This is a genomic window from Streptomyces sp. NBC_01803, assembly GCF_035917415.1.
Taxonomy (GTDB): Bacteria; Actinomycetota; Actinomycetes; order Streptomycetales; family Streptomycetaceae; genus Streptomyces.
Genome location: NZ_CP109073.1, coordinates 5,591,457 through 5,617,724, shown reverse-complemented (window position 1 = coordinate 5,617,724; position 26,268 = coordinate 5,591,457). Strand labels below are relative to the sequence as shown.

The window sequence follows — 26,268 nt, the reverse complement described above, 5'->3', positions numbered from 1 at the left end:
GGCCCGACCGGCGTAGCGAAGGAAGGGGCCCGCGCGGCGGGTCGTGATCCGCGCACCTGCCGTACCGGCCGTCACCCGGGCACCGGAGGCGGCGGCGCGTCCGACCGTCGCCCGGGCCGCCGTCAGTGCTCGTCCAGCGCCGCCAACACGATCCGCTCGCACAGCTCATGCGTCCGCAGCGCGTCCCGCGCGCTCAGGCGGCGGCCGGCCCGGACCGCGTCCAGGAAGGCGAGCGCCGCCTGTTCGATGCCGCGCTGGCGGGCGACCGGGACCCAGTCGCCCCGGCGGCGGACGCTGGGCTGGCCCCGGTGGTCGATGATCTCCGCCAGGTCGCGGACCTGCCGCTTGGTGTCCTGGCCGGAGACCTCCACGATCTCCTCCGTCGAGCCCGACACGCGGTTCATCACGCCGATGGCGGTGAACCCGTCGCCCGACATCTCCAGCACCACGTGGTGCAGCAGCCCCCGGCGGATCCGGGTCCTGACGCTGACCCGGTCCACCTCCGCCGGCACGAGGAAGCGGAGGGTGTCCACCACGTGCACGAAGTCGTCGAAGACCGTCAGCCGGGGGTCCTCGGGCAGGCCCCTGCGGTGCTTCTGCATCAGGATCAGGTCGCGCGGATGCTCCAGCAGGTGCGCGTAGGCGGGCGCGTGGCGGCGGTTGAAGCCCACCGCCAGGCTCACCTCGCGCCTCTCGGCCAGCTCCACCACGTCCCGCGCCTCGCCGAGGGTGTACGCGAGCGGCTTGTCGACATACGTCGGTATGCCGGCCGTCAGCAGCCGGGTGACGAGCTCGGGGTGGACGGCGGTGGGAGCGTGCACGAAGGCCGCGTCGAGGCCGGCGGCGAGGAGCGAGTCGAGGTCGGCGTGGCGGTGCTCCGGGGGGACCCGGTAGGTCTCGCCGGCCCGGTCGAGGGTGGCGCGGCCACGGGTGTGCAGATGGGGCGTCACCCCGGGCTGGGCGGTGAGGACGGGCAGGTATGCCTTGTGGGCGATGTCCCCGAGCCCGATCACTCCGACCTTCACAACTGCTCCTCCGCGCAAGCCGGTTCCGTGTGAACGGGCAGGATACGCGGCCGGTTCACCGGCCGAGATCGGGAACGCGCCAGTCGACGGGCTCGTGCCCCTGGGCGGCGATCGCCTCGTTGATCCGGGTGAACGGCCGGGACCCGAGGAACTTCTTGGCCGACAGCGGTGAGGGGTGCGCCCCCTCCACCACGGCGTGCCGGGTGGTGTCGATCAGCGGGAGCTTCTTGCGGGCATAGCTCCCCCACAGGACGAAGACGGCCGGGTCGGGGCGGGCGGCGACGGCACGGATGACCGCGTCCGTGAACCTCTCCCAGCCCTTCCCCTTGTGCGAGGTGGGCTCGCCCGCCCGGACGGTGAGCACCGCGTTCAGCAGCAGGACGCCCTGCTCGGCCCAGGGCATCAGATAGCCGTTGTCCGGGATGGGGAGGCCCAGCTCGGCGTGCATCTCCTTGTAGACATTCCGCAGCGAGGGCGGGATACGCACCCCGGGCCGCACGGAGAAGCACAGACCGTGGCCCTGGCCCTCACCGTGGTAGGGGTCCTGACCGAGGATCAGCACCTTGACCCGGTCGAACGGGGTGGCGGCCAGGGCGGCGAACACCTCCTCGCGCGGCGGATAGACCGGGCCCCGGGCCCGCTCCTCCTCCACGAACTCGGTGAGCTCCTTGAAATAGGGCTTGTCCAGCTCCTCGCCGAGAACGTCTTGCCAGGAGTCGGGCAGCATGCCGGTCACGTCGTCATCCTCCGGGAAAAGGCGTCGGGTTGTCCCTCCGCGCGTACCCGCAACGTACCGGCCGCCACTGACAGCCGCCGCCGGGGACGGTTTCTGCCCCGCCCCCGCGTTGAGGAAGAGCCCGCCGTCAACCCCCCGTGTCTGGCCGGTGATCCAGGCGGAGGCGCCGGAGGCGAGGAACGCGGCGGCGGCGATGCCGCAGCCGATGCCCCGGCTGCCGCCGGTGACGACGGCGACCGGGGCCGGCCCCGCGGGGGTGCGGGACTCGGTCATCTCTCGCGCCACGCTCAGTCGAGCGGCCCGCCGGCCACGTACAGCACCTGGCCGGAGACGAAGCCGGCGCCGTCGCCGGTGAAGTAGGCGATGGCGCCCGCGACATCCTCGGGCAGGCCGACGCGGCGCACCGGGATGGCGTCGGCGGCGGCCTTCTGGAAGTCGTCGAACTCCATGCCGACGCGGGCGGCGGTGGCAGCGGTCATGTCGGTGGCGATGAAGCCGGGCGCGACCGCGTTCGCGGTGATGCCGAACTTGCCCAGCTCGATGGCGAGCGTCTTGGTGAAGCCCTGGAGCCCGGCCTTGGCGGCGGCGTAGTTGGCCTGGCCCCGGTTGCCGAGGGCGGAGCTGGAGGAGAGGTTGACGACCCGTCCGAAGCCGGCGTCGACCATGTGCTTCTGGCAGGCGCGGGTCATCAGGAACGCGCCGCGCAGGTGGACGCTCATGACGGTGTCCCAGTCGGCCTCGCTCATCTTGAACAGCAGGTTGTCGCGGAGCACCCCGGCGTTGTTGACCAGGATCTGCGGCGGGCCCAGCTCGGCGGCCACCCGGGCGACGGCGGAGGTGACCGCGTCGGCGTCCGAGACGTCGCAGCCGACGGCCAGGGCCCGGCCGCCCGCGGCGGTGACCTTGGCGACGGTGTCCTTGCCGGCCGACTCGTCCAGGTCGAGCACGGCGACCGCGCGGCCGTCCTCGGCGAGCCGGAGAGCGGTGGCCGCGCCGATGCCTCGGGCCGCGCCCGTCACGATGGCGACGCGCTGTTCGGGGGTGGTCATGCCTGCTTCTCCTCGCCGTCGACTACTGGGCTACCGAAGAGTAACCACTGCCGGAAAGACGCTAGGAACCGGGGGCACCATCTGTCAACGGACCAACACTTCGAGCAAACGGTCGAGCTCAGCGGCGGGGTCCGCGGTCAGACCCGTGTGCACCGGTCCCGGCTGCACGACGGTACTGCGCGGGGCGATCAGCCAGCGGAAACGGCGCCCCGCGTCGTCCCCGGCGGCGAAGCCCGCCTCCGCGCCCCCGCAGCAGACGCACTCGGCGGCGCGCAGCGCGGCGCGCACGCCGGTCACGTCCACCGTGGGGTCGAGCGCGCCCAGCCGCGCCAGGTCGAGGTGGGTGCGGGCGGCGAGGAAGGACCGGGCCCGGCAGTAGAGGATCACCCCGGCGTTGATCGACTCGCCACGCTCGACGCGCGGCACGACCCGCAGCACCGCGTACTCGAAGACGTCCCGTCCGACGGCCGTCTGGACCTCGCTCATCGGGCCGCTCCGCTCGTCCGGTGCGGCCGGCCGGTCAGCCAGCCGGGTGCCCGGGAGCCCCGGTCCCGGCTCGGGGCCCCGATGGTGACGCCCTCGGAGACCGCGTGGACGCGGGCGCTCAGCGCGGTGACGTAGGCGTCGCGCACGGCGTCCGGCGCGTCGAAGCCCGGCTCGTCGGCGAGCCATTCGTCGGGGACGTCGGCCAGCACGGAGCCGAGCAGCTCGCCGGTGACCCGCGGCCCGAGGTCGGCCGCCGCCGCGGCGATGTCGGGGCCGAAGGGCGCCAGCGCGTGGTCGGAGGCGTCGTAGGGGCGGGCGGCGGAGGCGGCCACGGTGGGCCAGTTGTGGTGCCAGATCAGCGCGGCGCCGTGGTCGATGAGCCACAGGTCGCCGTGCCAGACGAGCATGTTGGGGTTGCGCCAGGAGCGGTCGACGTTGTTGACCAGCGCGTCGAACCACACGACGCGGCCCGCCTCGGCGGCGCCGACCTCGTAGGCGAGCGGGTCGAAGCCGAGGGAGCCGGGCAGGAAGTCCATGCCGAGGTTGAGGCCGCCGCTGGCCTTGAGCAGCTCCTGCACCTCCTCGTCGGGCTCGCTGAGGCCGATCACCGGGTCGAGCCGCATCCGGACCAGCTCCGGGACACGCAGCCCCAGGCGCCGGGCCAGCTCGCCGCAGATCACCTCGGCGACGAGGCTCTTGCGGCCCTGACCGGCGCCCGTGAACTTCATGACATACGTGCCGAGGTCGTCGGCCTCCACGATGCCCGGCAGCGAGCCACCCTCCCGCAGGGGGGTGACATACCGGGTCGCGGACGTTTCGCGCAGCATTCCCCCAGGTTAGAACGGGACATGCCGCCGTCCGGCGGGCCCCCGCGTCCGAGCCGGCCGCCGTGCGCCGCCAGGCACCGACGGCCACCTCCGCCGTCCCGGCCGCCGCGGCGCGCAGCGCGGTGACCGCCGCCCGGATCGACGGCCCGCGGTCGGCGTCGGCCCGCCGGACGGCGTGGACGCGGCGAGTGATGGGGTCCCGGACCGCGACGACCGCGACACCGGCCGGTACCGGGTCGCGGGCCGAGGCGCGGGGCGACGGCCACGCCGAGCCCGGCGGCGATGAGCGCGCGCTGCGTGGGGTGCTCGGCGGCGGCGCTGACGAGCCGTGGTTGCCGATGGCGTGCGGGACGCGGAGCCGGTCGATGTTCGACACGTCAGAGATGCGACGCGGACGCGGCCCGGACGCGTACCGCTGCTCCCCGGTCGTCATGCGTATCGCCGGGCGGCGGGCGGGCGGAGGGCTTCGGCCACCGCGTCGGCCAGGGGCGCGATGTCCGGCGCGCCGAGGGCGGAGACGGTCAGCCGCACGCCGGGCGGGGCGGCCAGCCGGAAGCGGGCGCCCGGGGCGACCGCCCAGCCGGCGTGCAGGAGGCGGGCGACGGCGCCGGTCTCGTCGGGCACGGGCACCCAGACGTTCATGCCACTGCGGCCGTGCGCGGCGACCCCGCGCGCCGCCAGGGCCTCGATCAGCGCGCGGCGGCGCGCGCCGTACGACCGCGCGACGTGCTCCGGGTCCACCGCGCCCGCACTCCACAGCCAGGCCACGGTGTCCTGGATCAGGTGGCTGACCCAGCCCGGCCCGAGCCGCAGCCGCCCGTGCACCCGGTCGACCGTCACGGCGTCGCCGGCCAGCACGGCGAGCCGGAGGTCGGGGCCGTACGCCTTGGCGGTGGACCGCACCAGCGCCCAGTGCCGGGTGGCGCCGGCCAGCGGGTGCGGCGGCAGCTCCACGATGCCGTCGCCGTGGTCGTCCTCGATCAGCAGCGTGTCCGGGTGGGCGGCCAGGACCGCGCGCAACTCCCCGGCCCTGGCCGCCGACACGGCGGCGCCGGTGGGGTTCTGCGCGCGGGCGGTGACGACGAGGGCGCGGGCGCCCTGGCGCAACGCGCGCCCGACCGGCCCCGGCAGCGGTCCGTCGTCGTCCACGGGGACCGGCGCGGTACGCAGGCCCAGCGCCGGGACGAGGTCGAGGAAGCTGGCCCAGCCGGGGTCCTCCACGGCCACCGCGTCGCCCGGGCGCAGGTGCGCGGCCAGCACCCGTTCGATGGCGTCGAGCGCGCCGGAGGTGACGGTGATCCGGTCGGCGGGCACGCCGTCGCGCGCGAATCCGGCCCGCGCGGCGCGATCCAGCTCCTCGCTCAGCGGCGGGGCGCCGTAGAGCACGGGCGCACGGTCGGCGCGGGCCGCCGCCGCGGCGAGGGCGGAGCCCAGCGGGGGCAGCAGGGCGGGGTCGGGGTTGCCCTTGGCGACATCGCGGACGCCCGGCGGCGCCTCGACGCCGATCGCCTCGCGGGCAGCGCTGGCCGGGCCGGCGCGGACGCGGCTGCCGCGCCGGCCGGCGGTCTCGATGACGCCGCGCTCGCGCAGGGTGCGGTAGGCGGCGGCGACGGTGTTGGCGTTGACGCCGAGCCGCTCCGCCAGCCCGCGCAGCGGCGGGAGGTGCTCGCCGGGGCGTAACTCCCCCGCGCCGACGGCGCGTTCGACGCTGGCCACGATTTCTGAGGCGCGGCGCCCCTCGATTCGATATTCTCCTAGCACAAACAGCATCTTGCACTAGTACGAAGGTCGCGCAAGCGCGACCCGAGGTCCGCCGAGCACGAGGAGACTCCCATGCCGCCGACCGGCGCCGCCCCGTACCCGCCCACCCCGCGCACCACCCCCAGCAGGTCCCGGGAGCGGGTCTCCTACGACCGGGAGCTGGTGCACGCGATCCTCGACGCCGGCTATCTGTGCCATCTCTCCTTCGTCCGCGACGGCGCCCCCGCGGTCCTGCCGACTCTCTACGCCCGCGACGGCGAGCGGCTTTACGTGCACGGCTCGACCGGCTCCCGGCCGCTGCGCACCGCCGCCGCCCCCGACCCGGAGCCCGGACTGCCGGTCGCCCTGGCCGTCACCCATGTGGACGGCCTGGTGCTGGCCCGGTCCGCGTTCCACCACTCGATCAACTACCGCTCGGTGGTCGTCCACGGCACGGCCCGTCCGGTGACCGACGCGGCCGAGAAGGACCGCGCGCTGGACGCGCTGGTGGACGGCGTCGTGCCCGGCCGGGCCGCCGACTGCCGCCCCGCCAACGCCCGGGAGCTCGCCGCGACCGCCGTCCTCGTCCTCGATCTCGCGGAGGTCTCGGCCAAGGTCCGCGCCGGGGGCCCGAACGGCGTGCCCGAGGACTCCGCGCTCCCGCACTGGAGCGGCGTCCTGCCCGTGACCACGGCCCACGGCGCCCCCGTCCCCGCCGACGACGAACGCGCTCCCGCCCCCGGCTATCTCACGGCGTACGCGCGGAGCTGAGCGCCAGGCGTGCGGAGGCGGCGGGAGGGGAACCCGACCGGGGGCGGGCACGTCCAACCCCACAGCATTCCTCCGTCCCAGCCGAACTCCCCCACCGGAGGACCGAGATGGCATCCCACCCCCTGCGTTCCGCCGCCTGCGCCGCGCTCCTCGCGCTCGCCGTGGCGGGCTGCGCCGACTCCGACGACCCCACCGCCGCCGACGACCGGGCCGACCGGTCCCCCGTGACCGACGACGCCGGCTCCGCCGACGGGACCGAGGGAAACCAGTCCGAGACCCCGTCCACCGCCGACGACGCGGACACCGGCCGGACCGCCACCGACCCGCCCGAACAGTCCGGGCAGTCGGAGCAGTCGGAGCAGTCGGAGCAGTCCGACGAGCCGGGCCCGCCCTGGTGCGTCCCCGAGGCGCTGACCGCCACGGTCAGAGCGCTCGAACCGGGCGCGGGCAACCGGTACGCGGCCCTCGTCCTGACCAACTCCTCGGACGTCGCCTGCCGCACCCAGGGCTGGCCCGGCCTCCAGCTCACCTCGGACGACGGCGACGAGATCCCCACCACCACCGTCCGCGACCGTTCGGCGACCCCCGACCGGCTGACGATCCTGCCCGGCGGCACCGCGTGGGCGCGGCTCCACTGGAGCGCCGTGCCCGGCTCGGAGGATCCGGCCGACGGGGACTGCGGTCCGTCCCCGGCGTCGCTGGGCGTGATTCCCCCGGACGAGTACAGCGCGACCACCGCCGCCTGGGACCTCGGCGAGGTCTGCGGCGCCGGGCGGATCGAGACCCAGCCGCTCGCCGCCGGGGAGGGCCCGCGCTGACGGACGGCGCCCCGAGCGTCAGGCGGTGGGGAGCCAGTCGACCCGCCCGGCCAGCAGCGCGTAGCCGACGAACGCCACGACGTCGATCAGCGCGTGCGCGACGACCAGCGGCATCACCCGCCCCCACCGCCGGTACAGCCAGACGAAGACCACGCCCATCGCCACGTTCCCGAGGAAGCCGCCGACGCCCTGATACAGGTGGTAGGACCCGCGCAGCACCGCACTGGCGGCCAGGGCCCGGCCCGGAGTCCACCCCAGCTGGGCCAGCCGCCGCAGCAGATAGCCGACGACGATGACCTCCTCCACAACGGCGTTCTGCACCGCCGAGGCGATCAGCACGGGGATCTTCCACCACACGTCGGGGAGCGACTCGGGCACCACCGTGAGGTTGGCCCCGGTCGCGTGAGCGCCGAGGTAGAACAGCAGACCCGTGCCGCCGATGCCGGCCGCCACGGCCGCGCCAAAGGCCAGGTCGGAGCGCGGCCGGCGCGTGTCGAAGCCGATGGCGCGCGGCCCGGGACCGCCGAGCGCCGCGCCCGCACCGCCCTCGCGCAGCAGCAGGTGCGCCACGAGCAGCACGGGCACCAGCTGGGTGGTGATGCCGAAGAGCTGCCAGGCCAGGTCGAGCCAGGGGCGGCCGGGGGCGTGGGAGGCGTTGAGCGTGGCGGCCTGGTCGCTCAGCCCGCCGGGACGGGTGAGGACGCCGGTGAAGCTGATCAGCGCGCCCACCGCGCTGGCGCCCAGCGACAGCGCGAGGACCAGCAGCAGCTCCTGGCGCAGCACCCGGCGGGGCCCCGCCGGCTCCCCGCCCTCCGAGGGGTCCGTCGTCCGCTCCGGCCTCAGCCGCACTCCGCCTCCCGTCCCCGGCGTCCGGCCGCACCCGCCCGTGCCACGCCGCGCCGGTCCCGGCCCGTCAGCCGGAGCCTAGGGGCCGGTCGGCCATTCGTGCACGGGAGCATCCGTCCGCGCCAGGTCGCAGTACCGCCGGACGAGCTCCCGCAGGGCGGTCGCCCGGTCCGCTCCGTTCGCCACCGCTTGGTGGTAGATCCGAGTCTGCCAGCCCGCGCCGGTGATCCCGCGCCGGCACCGTCCCTCGATGACGGACAGGTACCGGTCGCGGTCCGCGCCCGCCACGCCGAAGGCGTCGAGGCCCGCGGCGGCCACCGGCAGCAGCCGGTCGCGGATCAGCCGGGCGGCGGGCACCTCGCCGTCCTCGCCCGGCCAGCCGAAGCGGGCCCCGATCCCATGGCGGCAGGCCGCCATGAAGTTCCGCTCGGCGGTGGCGAACGGCAGTCGCTCCCACACCGGGCCCGGCCGGTCGGCGAGGCCCCGCACCAGGCCGTAGAAGAAGGCCGCGTTGGCGACGGTGTCGGTGATGGTAGGGCCGGTGGACAGCACCCGGTTCTCCACCCGCAGGTGCGGCACCCCGTCGGCCACCCCGTAGACCGGGCGGTTCCAGCGGTAGACCGTGCCGTTGTGCAGCGCCAGCTCCGTGAAGCTCGGCACCCCGCCGGCGGCCAGGACCTCCGCCGGGTCCTCCTCGGCGATCAGCGGCAGCAGCGCCGGGAAGAACCGGAGGTTCTCCTCGAACAGGTCGGTGACCGAGTCGATCCACCGCTCGCCGAACCAGGCGCGCGGGCGCACGCCCTGTGCGGCCATCTCGGGCGGGCGGCTGTCGGTCGCCTGGAGGAAGAACGGGACCCGCGACTCGTGCCACAGCTCGTGGCCGAAGACGAACGGCGCGTTGGCGCCAACGGCCACCTGCGCCGCCGTGGCGGCCTGCGCGGCGTTCCACACCGCCCCGAACCGCTCGGGTGTGACCTGGAGATGGAACTGGACGGAGGTGCAGGCCGCCTCGGGGGCGATCGAGTCGAACGACCCGCTGAGGGTCTCCGCACCGGTGATGTCCAGGCGGATGGACTCCCCGCGCGCGGCCATGATCTGGTCGTTGAGGAGGGTGTACCGGTCTCCGGGGGACAACGAGGCGGGCACCATCTCCTCCGCGGTGATGGTCGGCAGCACCCCGGTCATCACCACCCGCGCGCCGAATTCCCCGGCCATTCGGTCGGCATAGCCGATGGCGATGCGCAGCTCTTCGGCCAAGTCGTCGAAAACCCGGCCGACGAGCGGTCGCGGCGCCATATTCAGCTCGATGGTGAATTGGCCCAGCTCGGCCTGGAAATCCCTGGTGGCCATTCGCGCGAGGACGTCGTCGTTCACCATTCGGGGAGCGCCGCCGAAATCCGCCAGGCACAGCTCCACCTCGACGCCGAGCCGGTCGCGCGGCCCCTCGAAGCGGCTCTCGCGCAGCAGCGTCCGCAGCCCGTCGAGGCAGTCGTTGACCCTGGCGCGGAACCGCTGCCGGGCGGCCAGGTCGAACCGGTCGGCGACAACCTTCTCCCCCATGGGGCTCCTCTCGCGGGCGCGGCGGAACGGTGGAACGGTGTGCCGTACACGATCCGTCCCACGCCATCCTTCCCACGCCGCGCGCGGTAACACGGGCGGGCCGGCGACCGGTCCGGTAGGAGGCATATTCCGACGGGATAGTTCATGGCCCGCGTATGGCCCAGGGACGTGAATCCCCCCTTGCCGAAACCTTCCCGGTCGGCTACGTGAAACCTGGAGAGAACATCTCTCGGATAAACTCCGCCACGGCGTGTCTCCCCAACAAGAGGCGACCTACTCCGAAGCGAGAGGCGACCCATCATGCCCCTGCACATACCCCCGGCTCCCGCTGCCGCCGAGCGCAGCGTCCGCACGGCTCTCAACTCGTCGACCGCGCGGGCACCCGGCCCGCTGCGGATCGACCGCGGAGACCTGCACCTCGTCCTGCCCCTCCCCGTGCACCGGCTGGCGCCGGTACACGGCACGACCGACGTACCCGGCGCCCGCCTGACCGGCTGGCGCTTTTTACTGGCACGGGACGGCCGGCCCGTCGGCGCGGCCGAGACCATGCTCACGGCGGACGGCTGGGCGTTCTCGCACTTCTGCGAGGGCCCCTACATCCCGTCGACCGAGCGGGCCCTGCACCTGGCGGGCTCACTGCCGGCGGCGTACCAGCCGCGGCTGCTCTCCGTGCCCGAGCTGTACATGCTGACCCTGTGGCTGCACACGGACCCCGGCGCCGAGCCGACCGAGGGCAGCCCGCAGCCCCAGGATCTCCTGATGCCGCTGGCGCCCGCGCCGCCCGGCATCGCCGCCGAGCGGGCGGTGCGGACCGACGTCCTGCTCCCGCTGCTGGCCGGCCGGCTGGCTCCGGCGGCCCCGCCGCAGGCGGCGGTCGGTCTGGTGAGCTGACTCACGGCACGAAGTCCGGGGCCGGGGCGCGCCGGCGCGCCCCGGTCCCGCGACGCCGCCGTCTCAGTCCGTGTACTCGGTGAGGGGCGGGCAGGAACAGACCAGGTTCCGGTCGCCGAAGGCGCTGTCGACGCGGCGCACCGGCGGCCAGTACTTGCCGTCCTCCTCCGTCCCGGCCGGGAAGACCGCCTCCCGGCGGCTGTACGGATGCGTCCACTCGCCGCTCAGGTGGGCGGCCGTGTGCGGCGCGTTGACGAGTGGGTTGTCGTCCCGCGGCCACTCCCCCGCGCCGACGCGCTCGATCTCGGCGCGGATAGCGATCATCGCCGCGCAGAACCGATCGAGTTCGGCCAGATCCTCGCTCTCCGTGGGCTCGATCATCAGGGTGCCCGCTACGGGGAACGACATGGTCGGGGCGTGGAACCCGTAGTCGATGAGCCGCTTCGCCACGTCGTCGATGGTGACGCCGGTGGCCTTCGTCAGCGGCCGGACGTCGATGACGCACTCGTGCGCCACCAGGCCGCCCGGACCCGTATACAACACCGGGTAGTGCGGCTCCAGGCGCTTGGCCACGTAGTTGGCGCTCAGCACCGCCACCTGGGTGGCCCGGCGCAGTCCGGCGGCGCCCATCAGGCGGACATAGGCCCACGAGATCGGCAGGATGCCGGCGGACCCCCACGGCGCGGCCGAGACCGGGCCCGCGCCGCCGCCGTCCGGACCCGCCGCGGGCTGGAGCGGATGCCCCGGCAGGTACGGCGCCAGGTGGGCGCGGACCGCGACCGGGCCGACCCCGGGGCCGCCGCCGCCGTGCGGGATGCAGAAGGTCTTGTGCAGGTTCAGGTGCGAGACGTCGGCGCCGAACCGGCCGGGCCTGGCCAGGCCCACCAGCGCGTTGAGGTTGGCGCCGTCCACGTACACCTGGCCGCCCGCGTCGTGCACGGCGGCGCAGATGCCGGTGATGTCCGTCTCGAAGACCCCGTGCGTCGAGGGGTAGGTGACCATCAGGACGGCCAGCTCGTCCGCGTGCCGCGCGATCTTGGCGCGCAGGTCCTCGGCGTCGACGTCGCCGTTCTCGCCGGTGGCGACCACGACGACCCGCATGCCGGCCATCACCGCGCTGGCGGCGTTGGTGCCGTGGGCGGAGGACGGGATCAGGCAGACGGTGCGCTCGGGTTGCCCGTTGGCCCGGTGGTGGGCGCGCACGGCGAGCAGCCCGGCCAGCTCGCCCTGGGAGCCGGCGTTGGGCTGGAGCGAGACCGCGTCGTAGCCGGTGATCTCGGCCAGCCGCCGCTCCAGCTCCCGGATGAGGGCGAGATAGCCCTCGGCCTGGTCGGCGGGCGCGAACGGGTGGATCGCGGCGAACTCGGGCCAGGTCACCGGCTCCATCTCGGCCGTGGCGTTGAGCTTCATCGTGCAGGAGCCCAGCGGGATCATGCCGCGGTCCAGCGCGTAGTCGCGGTCCGCGAGCCGGCGCAGGTAGCGCAGCATCGCGGTCTCCGACCGGTGCCGGTGGAAGACCGGGTGCGCCAGGTACTCGTCGTCGCGCAGCAGGGTCGCGGGCAGCGCGTCGGGGACGCGGGTGTCCAGCGCGTCGATGCCGAAGGCGTCCCCGGCCACGCCGAACGCGGCCCACACCTTCGTGAGCTGCGCCCTCCCGGTGGTCTCGTCGCAGGAGACACCGACGTGATCGGCGTCGGTGAGGCGGAGGTTGACCCCGGCGTCGCGGGCCGCCGCCACGACGGCGGCGGCGCGGCCCGGGACCCGGGCGGTGACCGTGTCGAAGAAGGCGTCGTGCGCGACCTCCACGCCACCGTCCCGCAGCCCGGCGGCCAGCAGCGCGGCGTAGCGGTGGACGCGGCGGGCGATGGCGGCCAGCCCGTCCGGCCCGTGGTAGACGGCGTACATGCCGGCCATCACGGCGAGCAGCACCTGCGCCGTGCAGATGTTGCTCGTGGCCTTCTCGCGGCGGATGTGCTGCTCCCTGGTCTGGAGGGCGAGCCGGTACGCGGTCCGGCCGTCCGCGTCGCGCGAGACGCCGACCAGGCGGCCGGGCAGGCTCCTGGCGTACCCCTCGCGGACGGCCATGAAGGCGGCGTGCGGCCCGCCGAAGCCCATCGGGACGCCGAACCGCTGGCTGGAGCCGACCGCGATGTCCGCGCCCAGGGCGCCCGGCGGGGTGAGCAGGGTGAGGGCGAGCAGGTCGGCCGCCACGGTGACGACCGCGCCCAGCTCGTGCGCCCGCTCGATGAGGGCGCGCGGGTCGCGGACGGCGCCGGAGGCTCCCGGGTACTGGAGCAGCACGCCGAAGACGCCGCGCTCGGCGACGTCGGCGGGGATGCCGTCGTCCAGGTCGGCGACCACGACCTCGACGCCGGTCGGCTCCGCGCGGGTACGCACCACCGCGATGGTCTGCGGCAGGCAGTCGGCGTCCACCAGGAAGACGCCGTTCCTCACCTTGCCGACGCGGCGGGCGAGGGCCATCGCCTCGGCGGCGGCCGTGCCCTCGTCCAGGAGGGAGGCGCCGGCCGTGGGAAGGCCGGTGAGGTCGGCCACGACCGTCTGGAAGTTGAGCAGCGCCTCCAGCCGGCCCTGGGAGATCTCCGGCTGGTAGGGGGTGTAGGCGGTGTACCAGGCCGGGTTCTCCATGACGTTGCGCAGGATCACCGGCGGGGTGAAGGTCCCGTGGTAGCCCAGGCCGATCATGGAGTCCAGCACCGAGTTCCGGGCGGCCAGCGCGCGCAGCTCGCCGAGCACGGCCGCCTCGTCCCGGGCGTCGGGCAGGCACAGCGCCTCGGTGGACCGGATGGCCTCGGGCACGGCGGCGGCGGTCAGCTCGTCCAGGGAGCCGAAGCCGACCTGGGCGAGCATCTTCGCCTCACCGGCGGCGTCCGGGCCGATGTGCCGGGCGGCGAAGGGCGTGCCCTGCTCCAGGGCGGTCAGCGGGGGGCGGGGGGCGTTCATGCGGAGGCTCCTCCTGGTCGCGGCGACCTGCGGGGGTGCCAGGCGTCGATGCCTGGCGGGCCTCCCCCTCTGTCATGTCGACCTGAGAGCTTCACCGTGTCACTCGCGCGGCACGGCTTGCACCGTCGGTGAGGGCGGTCGCGACGTGCGGATCCGCGGGCCGTCCTGCTTTCCAGAGTGGCTTCGCTCGCGCGGTACGGGGGCCTGAGAGATTCCGGGGAGGATTTGCTCCTTCGGCGCCCGGCGTCGGATGACACCAGGACTCTCCCGCACGAGGTCGTCAACCGTGTTCGAGCCTACCAGCGCCCGCTTCGCACGGTTCGGGGGAGCCACTCGACTGGCCATCGGGCGGATTGTGCTCTTACGTATGCCATAGAGGACTTTTTACGGACGAGTGGCGATCAGTTGGAGGACCCGTGCAGACCGACATCGACCCCCGGAGCTTGATCGGCCGCAAGGCGTTCGACCGGAACGGCACCAAGATCGGCACGGTGGACGAGGTGTACCTCGACGACGCCACCGGGGTGCCGGAGTGGGCGGCGGTGCGCACCGGCCTGTTCACCCGGGACGCCTTCGTGCCGCTGGAGCCGAGCGAACTGGTGGACGACGCGCTGCGGGTGCCGTTCGAACGGGCGCTGATCAAAGACGCGCCCGACTTCGGGGTGGGGCGCCACCTCTCGCCCGAACAGGAGCTGCGGCTCTACCACCACTACGGGCTCGACGTGCCCAGCGCCGGGGAAGGGGCCGAGGACACGGACTTCGGCCGGCTCGCCTCCCCGGGCGACGGGCCGGACCGAGGCGGCTCGGCCGGCTGAGCCGGCCGGGCCGCCGCCAGCGGCAGCGGCTCCGCGCCCGCCAGCTCCGGATCGTCCACGGCGAACGTCCGCACCCGGCCCGGCTCGGACCCGGGCCGCTCGAAGCGCACCGTCACCCGGCCGACACCGCTGCCCTGCACCCAGCCCGCCCCATACCGCTCGTGCGTCACGTCGAGCCCCGGCAGCCAGCGCCGGGGCGCCGCCGGCTCCGCGCCCGCCGCCCCGCCCTCCTCGGGCTCCGGCCCGGCCACCGCGTCCCCGCCGCCCTCCGACGCCTGCGCGAAAAGGTCCTCCTGGGTGAACGAGGCCAGCGCGCTGACGCCGACGCCCAGCAGGCGCACCCCCTCGGTGGTGTCCACGCCCTCCAGCAGCCGCTCGGCCGCCTCCCGCACCACGGCCGGATCGTCCGTCGGGCCGCGCAGCGTCTCGGAGCGGGTGAGGGTCGAGAAGTCGTACCGCCGGACCTTCAGCACGATCGTGCGCCCGGAGCGACCGGCCGCGCGCAGCCGCCCCACGCAGCGGTCGGCGAGCCGCGCCACCTCGAACCGGATCCGGGCCCGGTCGGTGACGTCCACGTCGAAGGTGTCCTCCACGGAGATCGACTTGGTGTCCCGGTCGGCCACCACCGGCCGATCGTCCACCCCGTTCGCCATGGCGTGCACCGAGGCGCCGTGCGCCTTGCCCAGCAGCCGCAGCAGCTCCGCCTCCCCGGCCCGCACCGTCTCCCCGATCGTGCCGATGCCCGCCCGGCGCAGCACCTCGGCGGTGGCCGGGCCGATGCCGGGCAGCGTCCGCACCGGCATCGGCGCCAGCAGCTCCCGCTCGGTGCCCGGCTCGATGAGGAGCAGACCGTCCGGCTTGGCCTGCTCGGAGGCGATCTTGGCGAGCATCTTGGACCCCGCCAGCCCCACCGAGCCGGTCAGCCCCGTCGCCTCCCGGATCCCGGCCCGCAGCCGCTCCCCGGCGCGGCGCGCCTCGTCGGCGGTGGCGGCGGTGCCGCCGGCCGCCAGGTCGACGAACGCCTCGTCCAGGCTCAGCGGCTCCACCAGGGGCGAAAGCTCGGCCAGCAGGCCCATCACGATCTCGCTGACCCCCCGGTAGACCGTGAAGCGGGGACAGAGATAGGCGCCGTTCGGACACAGCCGCCTGGCCTGGGCCGTCGGCATCGCGGAGCGCACGCCGAAGCGGCGGGCCTCGTAGGACGCGGTGGCCACCACACCGCGCGGACCGAGGCCGCCGACGATGACCGGCTTCCCGCGCAGGCTCGGCTTGGCCGCCTGCTCCACCGAGGCGTAGAAGGCGTCCATGTCGAGGTGCAGGATGGTCGGCTGGCCTCTCACACGTCCGATGGTGCCGCAGGGGTCTGACAGCGGCGCCGGGCGTGGCCGGGCCGGTCAGCCGATGCGGTCGGCCGGGGTGCGTCGACGCCGGGCCAGCTCGTCGGCCGGGTGGCCGACGAGCACCGGCTCCCCGGTGTCGAGCCGCTCGGCTTGCAGGCGCGACAGGGCGCTCTCCACATCGCCCCACACGGCGCCCACCGCGATGCCGAACAGGCCGCGCCCGCCCCGGAGCAGCTCGGCCAGCTCCTCGGGCGAGTCGCAGCGGTAGACGGTGGCGCCGTCGCTCATCAGGGTCATGTCGGAGAGCTCCGCCAGGTCGGCCGAGCCCAGGGCCTCGACCGCCGTCCTGATGCTCTGCAGGGAGACCCCGGCGTCCAGCAGCCGCTTGACGATCTTCAGGACCAGCACGTCGCGGAAGCTGTACAGGCGCTGGGTGCCCGAACCGTGGGCCGGGCGGACGCTGGGCTGCACCAGGCCGGTCCGCGCCCAGTAGTCGAGCTGGCGGTAGGTGATGCCGGCCGCCGCGCAGGCGCTGGGCCCCCGGTATCCGAGCCGACCCGGCGTGCCGCGCCCCTGGGGGCCGACAGACGGCCGCAGGCCCGGCGACGTCGGCGCGCCGGGGAGGGCGGGGACGCCGCCGACCGCTCTGCTGTCGCCGTTACCTGTCACGCCGGCCTCCCGTTCCGCATGCCCCGACCGTGTCCTTGACACTCACCGAATGTCACGATGAGCACGCACACAGCGCTCCTCCCAAGACATGCCCCATCGACGCTAGGCATCCACACGCGGCGCGTCAACGATCGCCACGCGCCGCTACTGGCTGCTCGTGCCGAAGTCCTCCGGGGAGATCTGGTCGAGGAACTCGCGGAACCTCTCGACCTCGTCCTCCTGCTCGTCGGGGATGATGATCCCCGCGTCGTCGAGCACGGCGTCACTGCCGTAGATCGGCGTGCCGACGCGCAGCGCGAGAGCTATGGCGTCGGACGGACGGGCACTGACCTCGACCCCGCTGGCGAACACGAGCTCGGCATAGAAGACCCCGTCGCGCAGGTCGGTGATGCGCACCGCGCTGAGCTCCTGCCCCACCGCTTCCAGCACGTTCTTGAAGAGGTCGTGCGTCAGCGGCCGGGCAGGGGTCATGCCCTGCTGGGCGAACGCGATGGCGGTCGCCTCTCCCGGTCCGATCCAGATCGGGAGGTAGCGATCACCGCCGACCTCACGGAGTAGCACGATGGGCTGATTATTGGGCATTTCCACCCGTACGCCCACGACGTCGAGCTGATTCACACAGCAACCCTAGGCGGTGCCCGGGGCATTTGGATAGTCGAGCACCCCCCGCGGGGCGCGCACGCGCCCCGCGGAGGCTCAGAATCCCTGCCTGCTGGCGAAGAACACCAGCCGGTATTTCCCGATCTGGACCTCGTCGCCGTTGGCCAGCACGACCGAGTCGATCGGCTCGCGGTTGACATAGGTGCCGTTGAGGCTCCCGACGTCACTCACCGTGAAGCCACCGTCCGGCTGCCGCCGGAACTCCACATGGCGGCGGGAGACCGTGACGTCGTCCAGGAAGATGTCGCTGTGCGGATGGCGCCCGGCGGTGGTCACCTCGCCGTCGAGCAGGAAGCGGCTCCCCGAGTTCGGCCCGCGCCGCACGATGAGCAGCGCGGAGCCGGGCGGCAGGGCCTCCACAGCCGCCTGGGCCTCCGGGGAGAGCGCCGGTGACGGGTGCTGGCCGGTGATCTCGGCCTCGTACGCCTCCAGCCCGCTGATGGAGATCGTGGACGTCGTCTCCGAGGAGCCGTCCATGCCGGGCCGCAGGGCGTTCCCGCAGTTGGAGCAGAACCGGCTGGTGGCGGCCGAGCGGTGCCCGCAGCGGGAACACGTGACCGTCTGCTGATGCCCGCCGGAGCCCTGGGAGCCTATGCCGCCGGGGGCGCCGACCTCGTCCCGGAACAACGGGCGGCCCGGCTCGGCACCGGACGCCGGCGGCGTCTCGCCATGCTGGCGGGCGCGCGGCCGTGTGGCGCTGTGCGCGCCACTCTGACGCCTGCCGAACAACTTAGCGAAAAAGCTCACCAGCGATTCCCCTCGCACCTAGCCCGACCCGTCTGCGGACGGGGCGGTCCATTGTCTCTCACCGGCCGTACAGGACGTCCTGACAACGTCCACGGCCCCCGTTCAGTTTCCCTCACCGAGCGCCACCGAAGTGCGGCGGCCCCGGTGCGGTCGGTCACGATGACGACTGAGCGTAGTCAGGCTGCTCCGCCGATCGCAAGGCGTCCACGACGACCTTGTCGGGCCGTGCCAAGTCCACCTCCGCCTGCTCGTTCTCCAGGGACTGCACCACACCCCCGGGGATGCTCAGAGCGGGCTCCAGATCCTGCGGCCGGCCGATGGCCTCGACCAGGAACGGCGCGTCGGCGGGGCGGCCGTCGATGAGCACCTCGTCGCCGTCGTTCACGAAGGAGGTGCCGGCCACGATCCGCACGTCGTTGATCTGGATGGCCTCGGCGCCCGCGGCGCGCAGTTCCTGCACCGCGTCGAGCAGCATATCGGCCTCGACGGTGCCCCATGGATCGTCGATGCGCAGAGTGATGCCCGGGCCCTCGGCGGCGACCGTGCCGGCCAGGACGCCCAGCTGCCGTTCGCGTTCCAGGGCCTGCCGCCGGGCCTCCTCGGCCTGGTCGGAGCTGGTCTCCAGCTCGGTGCGCTGGTCCTCCAGCGCGGCGCGCTCGTCCTCCAGGCGGGCGGCGCGGTCGTCCAGGTCGCTGAGGATGCGCACCAGGTCCTCCCGGCGGGCGCCGCGCAGCGCCGTCTCCTCGCTGCCCGCCGCCCGCACCTGGATCGCCAGGCCCAGGCCGAGCACGAACAGCAGCACGGCGGCGACGAGCTGGCCCCGGGTGGCGCGCGGCGGCCACAGGCCGGCCAGCAGGGCGCGGCGCCCGGTGAGGCGGGGGCCGGGGGCCGGGTCGGTGTGTTCGTCGGTCACCGGGTCACGCCCCGAAGACGTGGCGGCGGATGGCCGCCGCGTTGGAGAAGATCCGGATGCCGAGGACCACGACGACGCCTGTGGAGAGCTGGGCGCCGACGCCGAGCTTGTCGCCCAGGAAGACGATCAGCGCGGCCACCGTGACGTTCGACAGGAACGACACCACGAAGACCTTGTCGTCGAACATCCCGTCCAGCATGGCGCGCAGCCCGCCGAACACGGCGTCCAGGGCGGCGACCACGGCGATGGGCAGGTACGGCTCGACGCCGGTCGGGACCACCGGGCGAGTGAGGATTCCGACCACGACTCCCAGGACGAGTCCCAGAACGGCGATCACGGCGCACTACTTTCTTGAGGCGGGGCGTCTTGAGGCGAGGCGTCCTGAGACGGGAGGTCCTCAGGCACGGAGTCTTCAGGCGGGTCCTCAGCCCGTGGGTCCTCGGGCGGGAGAACGGGCCGGGCGCTGCGCGTGGTCACGCCGGGGGCGGCCGGCAGGCGCAGGTCGTCCCGCACGGACAGGGCGGTCCGGAGACCGTAGCTGTCGCGCAGCACGCCGAGATACCGTCCCTCGGCGGACGCCTCGAACGCGGCGGCCATCTCCTGGCCGGCACCGACGGCGAGCAGCGTGTAGGGCGGGGCGAGGGGCCGGTTGTCGACAAGGACGGCGTCGCCGGCGGCGCGGATCGCGGACAGCGCGGTGAGCCGCCTGCCGTTGACCGCTATGGCCTCCGCGCCGGCCTGCCACAGCCCGTTGACGACGCGCTGGAGGTCGCGGTCACGGACCCGACCGGTGTTCGAGAAGCCGCCGGGGCCGCCCCCGGCCCCCTGGTCGGCGTCCTCGGCGTCCTCGGCGTCGTCGACGGTGAGCTCGACGCCGGGGCCCTCGACGGCGGTGGCGCCGGCCAGGAGGGCGATGAGGTCGCCCCGGCCCGCGTCGGCGGCGCCCAGCGCCTCGCGCTGGCGGGCGGCGACATCCTCGCGCAGGGCGCCCACCTCGGCCTGGAGATCGTCCAGCGCCTCGGTGCCCGCCGCCACGCGGTCCAGCAGCTCCTGCCGCTCCCGGGCGACGGCGGGGGCGGCCTCACGGGCCTGTGCGGCGCCCAGGGTGACGACCAGGGCCGCCAGCACCAGGCCGGCGGCCAGCCAGAGTCTGGCGCGCGTGGAGCGCGGCAGGTCCGACCGGCCTTCGGCCTTCCGTCTGGCCGCCGCCTGGGCGTATCCCTCGTCGAGGGTGTGGTTCATGACGGCGGTCAGCAGCGACATGGAGGCGTCGGGGCGCGCCGGGGCGCGGTGTCCGGGCTCCTGCGGTGGCATGGCGGACATCGTCGCACGGCGCCCCCCGTTGGGCCGAATGGGTCCGGGGCGCGATCAGGGCCCCGGGGTCACCGCTCCGCGCTGTCCACCACACCCGCCCAGTGGTCGAGCAGCTCCGACGCGGCGGCGTCGTCCGGTCCCTCGGCCCACAGGTGGGTGACGGCCTCGGCCGGGTCGGGCAGCACCAGCACCCACCGGCCGTCCGGCTCGACCACCCGCACGCCGTCGGTGATGTCGATGGAACGGTCCCCGGCGGCCTCCACGACGCGGCGCATGACCAGGCCCTTGATCGCCCAGGGTGTGGCGACATCCCGGCGCAGGACGTGGGCGCGCGGGATGCGGGCGTCGATCTGGCTGAGGGAGAGCTGGGTGCGGGCCACCAGGCCGATGAGCCGGGCGAAGGCCGCGGTGGCGTCGAAGACGCTGCTGAACTCGGGGATGATGAAGCCGCCCTGACCGTCGCCGCCGAAGACCGAGCCCTCCTTGTGGGCGACCCGGGTCAGATCGTCGGGCGAGGTGGTGGTCCACTCCACCTGGGTGCCGTGGTAGGCGGCGACCTGCTCGGCGATGCGGGTGGTGGTCACCGGCAGCGCCACGCGCCCGCTGCGGCGCTCGGCGGCCACCAGATCGAGCATGACCAGCAGGGCCCGCTGGTCCTCGATGATCCGGCCCCGCTCGTCGACCAGGGCCAGCCGCTCGCCGACCGGGTCGAAACGGACGCCGAAGGCGGCGCGGGCGGAGGAGACGATCTCGCCGAGCCGCACCAGACCGGCGCGCCGGACGTCGGCGGTCTCGGTGGGGCGCGCCTCGTCCAGGCCGGGGTTGATGGTGAGCGCGTCCACGCCGAGCCGGCCCAGCAGGCTCGGCAGAACCAGGCCGGCGCTGCCGTTGGCGGCGTCGACGACGATCTTCAGCCCGGACTCGGCGACGCCGGTGGTGTCGACGGCGCGCAGCACGGAGCCGGCGTAGGCGTCGAAGACGCTGGCGGGGAAACGCAGGTCGCCGATCTCGCCGGGGAACGCCCGGCGGTACTCCTGGCGGGCGTAGACGCGGTCCAGCTTGCGCTGGCCGGCCTGGGAGAGGTCCGCGCCGCGCTCGTCGAAGAACATGATGTCGACGGAGTCCGGCACGCCCGGCGTGGTGCGGATCATGACGCCGCCGGCACTGCCGCGCGCGGTCTGCTGGCGGGCGACGGGCAGCGGCACGTTCTCCAGGTCGCGGACGTCGATCGCGCTGGCCTGGAGCGCCGAGATGACGGCGCGCTTCAGGGCGCGGGCGCCTCGGGAGTGGTCGCGGGCGGTGGTGACCGTGGACCCCTTCTTCAGCGTGGTGGCGTAGGCGCTGGCGAGGCGGACGACGAGCTCGGGGGTGATCTCGACGTTCAGGATGCCGGAGACGCCGCGGGCGCCGAAGAGGTTGGCCTGGCCGCGTGCCTCCCAGATGACGGAGGTGTTGACGAAGGCGCCGGCCTCGATCGTCTTGAACGGGTAGACGCGGACGTTCCCCTGGACGATGGACTCCTCGCCGACCAGGCACTCGTCACCGATGACCGCGCCGTCCTCGATCCGGGCCGCGCGCATGATGTCGGTGTTCTTGCCGACGACGCAGCCGCGCAGATTGGTCTGCGGACCGATGTAGACGTTGTCGTGAACGACTGCCCGGTGCAGGAAGGCGTCGGCCTTGACGACCACGTTCGAGCCGATGACCGTGTGCTCGCGGATCTCCGCGCCGGCCTCGATCTTCGCGTAGTCACCGATGTAGAGCGGCCCCCTGAGCTTGGCGTCGGGGTGGACCTCGGCGCCCTCGGCGATCCAGACGCCGGGCGAGATCTCGAAGCCGTCTATCTCGACGTCGACCTTCCCCTCCAGCACGTCGGCCTGCGCCTTGACGTAGCTCTCGTGGGTGCCGACGTCCTCCCAGTACCCCTCGGCGACATAGCCGTAGACCGGCTTGCCCTCCTTCATGAGGCGGGGGAAGACGTCGCCCGACCAGTCGACCGGGACGTCCGGGTCGACGTAGTCGAAGACCTCGGGCTCCATCACGTAGATGCCGGTGTTCACGGTGTCCGAGAACACCTGCCCCCAGGTGGGCTTCTCCAGGAACCGGTCGACGCGACCGTCCTCGTCGACGATGGTGATCCCGAACTCCAGGGGATTGGGAACACGGGTCAGGCAGACAGTCACCAGGGCGCCGCGCTCCCGGTGGTACCGGATGAGATCGGTCAGGTCGAAATCGGTGAGCGCGTCACCGGAGATCACCAGGAATGAGTCGCTCTTGAGCGCGTCCTCGGCATTCTTCACACTTCCGGCCGTGCCCAGTGGCTTTTCTTCATGTGCGTAAGTGAGATCCATCCCGAGTTCCTCACCGTCCCCGAAATAGTTCTTCACGAGGGAGGCGAGGAATTGCACTGTGACGACGGTCTCGGTAAGCCCGTGCCGCTTCAGCAGCCGGAGCACGTGCTCCATGATCGGGCGGTTCGCCACGGGAAGCAGGGGCTTGGGCATGCTCGCGGTCATCGGGCGAAGCCGGGTGCCTTCGCCACCAGCCATTACGACGGCCTTCATATCGGAAGTGTCCTCCTTGGGGAGTCGACAGTCACTCCGACCGCGCCCGTCCGGAGGGGCCCGGGCCCGGGGTGGCTCCCCGGTATGTGCGGCACGTGCGGGCGCCAGGCCCCTGCGTCACTTGGCAGAGCGGACTAGTCGGAGGTGGCATCCGCCTTCAGGAGACGGCGGACTTGAACCACGTAGAGAATCCCTGCCCACCAATAGAGCGCTGTACCCCAGCCGGCGAACGCCCATCCGAAAATAGCAGCGAGTGATGCCACCCAGCTACTTCCGTCACTGAGCAGCAGCAACGGGAAGGCGTACATCAGGTTGAATGTCGCCGCCTTCCCGAGGAAATTCACCTGCGGCGGGGCGTATCCGTGCCGGTCCAGGCGCCACACGGTCACCAGGAGCATCAGTTCGCGGGCGAGCAGGAGTGTCGTGAGCCACACCGGGAGAATGTCGCGCCAGGTGAGGCCGATGAGGGTGGACAGGATGTAGAGCCGGTCGGCGGCGGGGTCCAGGATGCGGCCGAGGGCGCTGATCTGGTTCCAGCGGCGGGCCAGCTTGCCGTCCAGATAGTCGCTCACCCCGCTGACGGCCAGGAGCAGCAGCGCCCAGCCGTCGAGATCGGGGCCGTCGAAGACCGGGGAGAGGACGAGCCACAGGAACACCGGCACGCCCGCCAGCCGGGCCATGCTCAGGACGTTGGGAATGGTGAGGACCCGATCCGTCTGAACGCGCGTCTCCTGGACCTCCACCCGGACGCCTCCTGATACCCCGAGCCGGCGTTGTGCGCTCTGACCATACCGGGCCGCCCCACGGCGGATGGGAGCAGGGCGCCCCCCGGAGCGGCCGGGGAGAGATGAATTAGGCTTCGGTGTGATTTGCCGCACTCAAACGGCACAGCGAGGCGGGTGACATGCGGACCAGGCTAAGAGGCGTCGGGGTCAGCCACGGAGTGGCGATCGGCGAGGTCAGACACATGGGTACGGCGGTGCTGGAGCCGCCGGACGGACGGATCTCCGACGAGGAGGCGCCGCGCGAGCTCGCCCGGGCCCGGCGGGCGGCGCAGGCGGTGGCCGCCGATCTGAACGCGCGGGGCCAGCTCGCCGGGGGCGAGGCCCAGGCAGTCCTGGAGGCCCAGGCGCTGATGGCGGCGGACCCCGAGCTGATGGCCGACGTGGAGCGCCGGATCTCCGTGGGCGCCCCGGCGGAGCGCGCGGTGTTCGACGCCTTCGCCGCCTACCGGGCCCTGCTGGCTGCCGCCGGGGAGTATCTGGCGGGGCGGGTGGCGGACCTGGACGACGTGCGCAACCGGATCGTGGCGCGGCTGCTCGGTGTGCCGATCCCGGGCGTGCCGGACAGCGACGAGCCGTACGTGCTGATCGCCCGGGACCTGGCGCCGGCCGACACCGCCCTGCTCGATCCCTCGCTGGTCCTGGGCTTCATCACCGAGGAGGGCAGCCCGACCAGTCACAGCGCCATCCTGGCGCGCTCCCTGGGGGTGCCGGCCGTGGTGGCGCTGCCGGAGGCGCGCCAGATCGCGGAGGGCATGGTCGTCGCGGTGGACGGCAGCACGGGCGAGGTGGTGGTGAACCCGAGCGGCGAGGAGCGCGCGGCCCTGGCCGTGGCGGCGGCGGAGCGCCGGGCGGCGCTCGCCGAGAGCACGGGTCCAGGCGCCACCTCGGACGGCCACAAGGTGCCGCTGCTGGCGAACATCGGCGGTCCGGGCGACGTCGCCGCGGCCGTGGCGGCGGGCGCGGAGGGCGTGGGGCTGTTCCGCACGGAGTTCCTCTTCTTCGATCAGTCGAGCGGGGCGGGCGCTCCCCCGGAGGATCACCAGGTCGCCGTCTACCGGGAGGTGCTGGAGGCGTTCCCCGAGGGACGGGTCGTGGTGCGGGTGCTGGACGCGGGCGCGGACAAGCCGCTGCCGTTTCTCACGCCGGGCGACGAGCCGAACCCCGCGCTCGGCGTGCGGGGGCTGCGGGCGCTGCTCGCCCACCCCGAGGTGCTCGGCACACAGCTGCGGGCCCTGGCGCGGGCGGCCGAGGAGCTGCCGGTCTACCTGGAGGTCATGGCGCCCATGGTCGCCGACCGGGCCGACGCCCGGGCGTTCGCCGACGCCTGCCGCGCGGCCGGGCTGCGTGCCAAATACGGCGCCATGGTGGAGATCCCGTCCGCCGCGCTGCGGGCGCGGGCGATCCTCCAGGAGGTCGAGTTCCTCTCGCTGGGCACCAACGACCTCGCCCAGTACACCTTCGCGGCCGACCGTCAGATCGGCGCCGTCTCCCGGCTCCAGGATCCGTGGCAGCCCGCCCTGCTGGACCTCGTCGCGCTGGCCGCCGAGGCGGCCGGGGCCGAGGGCAAGAGCTGCGGGGTCTGCGGCGAGGCCGCCGCCGATCCGCTGCTGGCCTGTGTGCTGACCGGCCTCGGCGTCACCAGCCTGTCCATGGGCGCCGCGGCGATCGCCCCGGTGCGGGCCACGCTGGCCAAGCACACCCTGGCGCAGTGCGAGCGCGCCGCCGCCGCGGCCCGCGCGGCGGACAGCGCCGAGGAGGCCCGCACGGCCGCCCGGGGAGTGCTCTCCGGCGAGTGACCGGTGACCGGGCGGGGCGACGCGCCCCGCCCGGTCACGGCTCCGCGCAGCGGCCGGGGCCGACGTCCTCCGCTCCCCGGTAGACCACGCCGTGCTCGGGCGGCACCGGCTCGCCCGTGCGCGCGTCGGTGCAATACGCCGCGAAGACCTCCGCCTCGCTCAGGCCGCGCAGCCGCCCCCCGGTCAGGCTCCAGCCGCGCACCTGCTCCCCGGATCCCCCGGGCTTCCCGCGCTCCGCTCCCCCGGCGCGCGAGCGCAGCACCAGCCCGCCCGGGTCGCCGGTCGCCACCCCGACCGCCAGCAACGTGCACAGCACCAGCGCCTCGGGCTCCGGCAGCTCCAGCGAGCCCTCCTCGCCGCGCCCGGCCGTCAGCGCCGCCATCAGCGGCCCGGTCTCCGCGATGAGGCTGCACACCAGATGGTGCGTGCCCGGCTCGGCCCGCTGGAGGATCTCGGTGAGCAGCCCGGCCGCCCGCTGGAACGCGCACCGCGACATCGGCGCCCCGCAACGGGGGCAGGACCCGGCGGCGGCCAGCAGGTCCGTGCCCAGCTCCCAGGTCTCCCACCGCACGGTCTCGGCCAGCAGCGCCGGGACCAGCCGGGCCAGCGGCTGCCCTTCGTACGGCACGGTGGCGCCCCGGGCGGCCACCTCCGCCGTGTACCGCGCGCGGCTGGCGGAGTCGTCCGGCGGCAGCCCCTCCCGCTCGCAGAACTCGGCGAAGCCGGCCGGGTCGAACAGGGCGACGCTGGTGTGCCCGTGCCGGCCGGACATCGACCGCAGCAGCTCCTCGGTGCGGCGCAGATAGCCGGCGTGGTCGGTGAAACGGAACGAGGCGTACCGCCGCATGAGCGCGAAGCCGGTCTCGTCCGCGACGACCGCCACCGTGCCCGCCGCCTCGCCCCACGGGTCCGCGCTCCGCCGGCCGCGCCGTGTGGTGTGTGCCATGACTCCCCC

General features: G+C 74.0%; 24 protein-coding genes and 1 riboswitch. Of the genes, 5 read left to right on the top strand and 19 right to left on the bottom strand.

Features of this window, described 5'->3' with window-relative positions:
* Positions 1–122: 122 nt before the first annotated feature.
* The 6 genes from OIE51_RS25645 to OIE51_RS25620 all read right to left on the bottom strand — a co-directional run bounded on the left by OIE51_RS25645 (position 123) and on the right by OIE51_RS25620 (position 5,884).
* Positions 123–1,025, bottom strand: a complete 903-nt coding sequence (locus tag OIE51_RS25645; RefSeq protein WP_326600234.1) for a Gfo/Idh/MocA family protein — start codon at positions 1,023–1,025, stop codon at positions 123–125.
* A gap of 55 nt (positions 1,026–1,080) precedes the next feature.
* On the bottom strand, positions 1,081–1,752 hold the full coding sequence (gene ung / locus OIE51_RS25640) for a uracil-DNA glycosylase (RefSeq protein ID WP_326600804.1): 672 nt from the start codon (positions 1,750–1,752) through the stop codon (positions 1,081–1,083).
* A 296-nt stretch (positions 1,753–2,048) separates the two neighbouring features.
* The gene (gene fabG, locus OIE51_RS25635) at positions 2,049–2,810 is read right to left on the bottom strand and encodes a 3-oxoacyl-ACP reductase FabG (protein ID WP_326600232.1); all 762 of its coding nucleotides are present in this window, start codon (positions 2,808–2,810) and stop codon (positions 2,049–2,051) included.
* 84 nt (positions 2,811–2,894) lie between these two features.
* Positions 2,895–3,296 (bottom strand): DUF3037 domain-containing protein, encoded by a 402-nt coding sequence (locus OIE51_RS25630; protein ID WP_326600231.1) that lies wholly within the window; start codon positions 3,294–3,296, stop codon positions 2,895–2,897.
* Positions 3,293–4,123 (bottom strand): HipA family kinase, encoded by an 831-nt coding sequence (locus OIE51_RS25625; protein ID WP_326600230.1) that lies wholly within the window; start codon positions 4,121–4,123, stop codon positions 3,293–3,295. The genes OIE51_RS25630 and OIE51_RS25625 overlap by 4 nt, the downstream gene beginning before the upstream one ends.
* 429 nt (positions 4,124–4,552) lie before the next feature.
* A complete protein-coding gene (locus OIE51_RS25620) occupies positions 4,553–5,884 on the bottom strand; it encodes an aminotransferase class I/II-fold pyridoxal phosphate-dependent enzyme (protein WP_326600803.1) in 1,332 nt (443 codons plus the stop codon).
* A 72-nt stretch (positions 5,885–5,956) separates the two neighbouring features.
* On the opposite strand from OIE51_RS25620, the gene OIE51_RS25615 reads away from it, so the two are divergent.
* Together OIE51_RS25615 and OIE51_RS25610 are read left to right on the top strand one after the other, a co-directional pair.
* Positions 5,957–6,634: a pyridoxamine 5'-phosphate oxidase family protein gene (locus OIE51_RS25615; protein WP_326600229.1), complete on the top strand. Its 678-nt coding sequence runs from the start codon at positions 5,957–5,959 to the stop codon at positions 6,632–6,634.
* Positions 6,635–6,741: 107 nt separating this feature from the next.
* On the top strand, positions 6,742–7,452 hold the full coding sequence (locus tag OIE51_RS25610; RefSeq protein WP_326600228.1) for a DUF4232 domain-containing protein: 711 nt from the start codon (positions 6,742–6,744) through the stop codon (positions 7,450–7,452).
* An 18-nt stretch (positions 7,453–7,470) separates the two neighbouring features.
* Here OIE51_RS25610 and OIE51_RS25605 read toward each other — a convergent pair whose 3' ends face one another.
* Positions 7,471–8,295, bottom strand: coding sequence for a CPBP family intramembrane glutamic endopeptidase (locus tag OIE51_RS25605; protein ID WP_326600801.1), 825 nt, complete (start codon positions 8,293–8,295; stop codon positions 7,471–7,473).
* A gap of 81 nt (positions 8,296–8,376) precedes the next feature.
* Positions 8,377–9,858 carry a glutamate--cysteine ligase gene (locus OIE51_RS25600; RefSeq protein ID WP_326600227.1) on the bottom strand — a complete coding sequence of 494 codons (1,482 nt, stop codon included), beginning with the start codon at positions 9,856–9,858 and terminating at the stop codon, positions 8,377–8,379.
* A 300-nt stretch (positions 9,859–10,158) separates the two neighbouring features.
* Between OIE51_RS25600 and OIE51_RS25595 the strand changes: the two genes are divergently transcribed.
* On the top strand, positions 10,159–10,749 hold the full coding sequence (locus tag OIE51_RS25595; protein ID WP_326600226.1) for a hypothetical protein: 591 nt from the start codon (positions 10,159–10,161) through the stop codon (positions 10,747–10,749).
* A 63-nt stretch (positions 10,750–10,812) separates the two neighbouring features.
* Here OIE51_RS25595 and gcvP read toward each other — a convergent pair whose 3' ends face one another.
* The gene (gene gcvP / locus OIE51_RS25590) at positions 10,813–13,710 is read right to left on the bottom strand and encodes an aminomethyl-transferring glycine dehydrogenase (protein WP_326600225.1); all 2,898 of its coding nucleotides are present in this window, start codon (positions 13,708–13,710) and stop codon (positions 10,813–10,815) included.
* Positions 13,711–13,892: 182 nt separating this feature from the next.
* Positions 13,893–13,990: riboswitch (glycine riboswitch) on the bottom strand.
* A gap of 136 nt (positions 13,991–14,126) precedes the next feature.
* On the opposite strand from gcvP, the gene OIE51_RS25585 reads away from it, so the two are divergent.
* Positions 14,127–14,525, top strand: a complete 399-nt coding sequence (locus OIE51_RS25585; RefSeq protein WP_326600224.1) for a PRC-barrel domain-containing protein — start codon at positions 14,127–14,129, stop codon at positions 14,523–14,525.
* Here OIE51_RS25585 and OIE51_RS25580 read toward each other — a convergent pair.
* The 9 genes from OIE51_RS25580 to OIE51_RS25540 all read right to left on the bottom strand — a co-directional run bounded on the left by OIE51_RS25580 (position 14,420) and on the right by OIE51_RS25540 (position 23,475).
* Positions 14,420–15,865, bottom strand: a complete 1,446-nt coding sequence (locus OIE51_RS25580) for a DNA polymerase IV (RefSeq protein ID WP_326600223.1) — start codon at positions 15,863–15,865, stop codon at positions 14,420–14,422. The genes OIE51_RS25585 and OIE51_RS25580 overlap by 106 nt on opposite strands.
* 54 nt (positions 15,866–15,919) lie before the next feature.
* On the bottom strand, positions 15,920–16,534 hold the full coding sequence (locus OIE51_RS25575) for a MerR family transcriptional regulator (protein WP_442812016.1): 615 nt from the start codon (positions 16,532–16,534) through the stop codon (positions 15,920–15,922).
* A 144-nt stretch (positions 16,535–16,678) separates the two neighbouring features.
* The gene (locus OIE51_RS25570) at positions 16,679–17,152 is read right to left on the bottom strand and encodes a bifunctional nuclease family protein (protein ID WP_059008346.1); all 474 of its coding nucleotides are present in this window, start codon (positions 17,150–17,152) and stop codon (positions 16,679–16,681) included.
* 78 nt (positions 17,153–17,230) lie between these two features.
* Positions 17,231–17,941: an FHA domain-containing protein gene (locus OIE51_RS25565; RefSeq protein ID WP_326600222.1), complete on the bottom strand. Its 711-nt coding sequence runs from the start codon at positions 17,939–17,941 to the stop codon at positions 17,231–17,233.
* A 154-nt stretch (positions 17,942–18,095) separates the two neighbouring features.
* A complete protein-coding gene (locus OIE51_RS25560; protein WP_326600221.1) occupies positions 18,096–18,854 on the bottom strand; it encodes a DUF881 domain-containing protein in 759 nt (252 codons plus the stop codon).
* Positions 18,855–18,858: 4 nt separating this feature from the next.
* Positions 18,859–19,191 (bottom strand): small basic family protein, encoded by a 333-nt coding sequence (locus tag OIE51_RS25555; RefSeq protein WP_326600220.1) that lies wholly within the window; start codon positions 19,189–19,191, stop codon positions 18,859–18,861.
* Entirely contained in the window at positions 19,188–20,177 is a 990-nt protein-coding gene (locus OIE51_RS25550; RefSeq protein WP_442812015.1) for a DUF881 domain-containing protein, read from the bottom strand. Before OIE51_RS25550 ends, OIE51_RS25555 begins: the two co-directional genes overlap by 4 nt.
* A 59-nt stretch (positions 20,178–20,236) precedes the next feature.
* Positions 20,237–22,732, bottom strand: coding sequence for a mannose-1-phosphate guanyltransferase (locus OIE51_RS25545; RefSeq protein ID WP_326600218.1), 2,496 nt, complete (start codon positions 22,730–22,732; stop codon positions 20,237–20,239).
* Between the two features lie 134 nt (positions 22,733–22,866).
* The gene (locus tag OIE51_RS25540; RefSeq protein ID WP_326600217.1) at positions 22,867–23,475 is read right to left on the bottom strand and encodes a CDP-alcohol phosphatidyltransferase family protein; all 609 of its coding nucleotides are present in this window, start codon (positions 23,473–23,475) and stop codon (positions 22,867–22,869) included.
* A gap of 161 nt (positions 23,476–23,636) precedes the next feature.
* Here OIE51_RS25540 and ptsP point away from each other — a divergent pair, with 161 nt between their 5' ends.
* Positions 23,637–25,313, top strand: coding sequence for a phosphoenolpyruvate--protein phosphotransferase (gene ptsP, locus OIE51_RS25535; protein WP_326600216.1), 1,677 nt, complete (start codon positions 23,637–23,639; stop codon positions 25,311–25,313).
* A 34-nt stretch (positions 25,314–25,347) separates the two neighbouring features.
* Here the strand turns inward: ptsP and OIE51_RS25530 are convergent, their stop codons facing one another.
* Positions 25,348–26,259, bottom strand: a complete 912-nt coding sequence (locus OIE51_RS25530; RefSeq protein ID WP_326600214.1) for a hypothetical protein — start codon at positions 26,257–26,259, stop codon at positions 25,348–25,350.
* Between the last annotated feature and the right edge of the window lie 9 nt (positions 26,260–26,268).